The sequence below is a fragment of the Teichococcus wenyumeiae genome, from assembly GCF_003696345.1.
GTDB lineage: Bacteria > Pseudomonadota > Alphaproteobacteria > Acetobacterales > Acetobacteraceae > Pseudoroseomonas > Pseudoroseomonas wenyumeiae.
Genome location: NZ_RFLX01000171.1, coordinates 1 through 894 on the forward strand (window position 1 = coordinate 1; position 894 = coordinate 894).

At 63.5% G+C, this 894-nt stretch carries 1 protein-coding gene and 1 pseudogene; one reads left to right on the plus strand and one right to left on the minus strand.

Translation table 11 applies throughout. The annotated features are described in order from the left end of the window. Nucleotides 1-587: sensor histidine kinase (locus EBE87_RS28440; RefSeq protein WP_233560296.1), on the plus strand; the 587-nt coding region annotated here is incomplete at its 5' end. Nucleotides 588-624: 37 nt separating this feature from the next. Here the strand turns inward: EBE87_RS28440 and EBE87_RS28445 are convergent. Next, nucleotides 625-756, minus strand: a pseudogene (locus tag EBE87_RS28445) (3-oxoacyl-ACP reductase); the annotation flags it as partial. Nucleotides 757-894 lie beyond the last annotated feature (138 nt).

Genomic DNA, 894 nt, shown 5'->3' on the forward strand with positions numbered 1-894 from the left:
CCCGGATGCGGCTGCTCGCCGAATTCGTCGACGAACCACAGCAGGAAAAGATGTTCCGCTATGTCGACGAGATGCAGGAGATGATCGACTCGGCGCTGGCATTCTTCCGCGATGATGCCAGCCAGGAGCCCTTCACCCGCTTCGACCTGCCGCAGTTGCTCAATTCCATCATTGACGACTACGGCGATCAGGGGATCACGTTGATCTATGAAGGACCGCAGCACGGCCCGCATCGCGGCCGTCCCCATGCTCTGCGGCGCGCTTTCGTGAACCTGATCGAGAATGCGGTTAAGTATGCGACACCGCCTACGGTTCGGCTGCACCTGACAAGCGGGCGTACGGAGATCCTGATCTGCGATGAAGGGCCTGGACTACCGGAAGAGGCCCTGGAACAGGCCTTCGCGCCCTATCATCGCCTCGAAACCTCGCGCAATCGCGCCAGCGGGGGCGTCGGGCTTGGCCTGACAGCGGCGCGAAGTATCATCCGGGCTCATGGTGGAGAGGTCTGGCTCAGCAATCGGCCAACCGGCGGGCTGCAAGCGCGCGTCGAACTTCCTGCCACGCAACCTGACGCGCATGGCCGGTGAGCACGCGGTGTCCTGGACGGTTCTGTCAGCGCAGTGGTCAGATGCCCTGGCCGCCAGACACCTCAATACGCTGCGCATTGACCCAACGGTTGTCAGGGCCGAGCAGGCTGGCGATCATCGGGCCGATATCGTCGGCCACGCCAACGCGCCCCAGCGCCGTGATGTCGGCGAAGAACGGCATTGGCAAGTTGTTTGACGGGAGGGCGAGTTCGGCCGCGTGACTAAGGGTGCAGCAGGATCAGGATGCTGCTTGGGCGCAGGTCTCCTGCTGCCAGCTGCGAAAGGCCTTGGTGCGGGCACGCCGGTA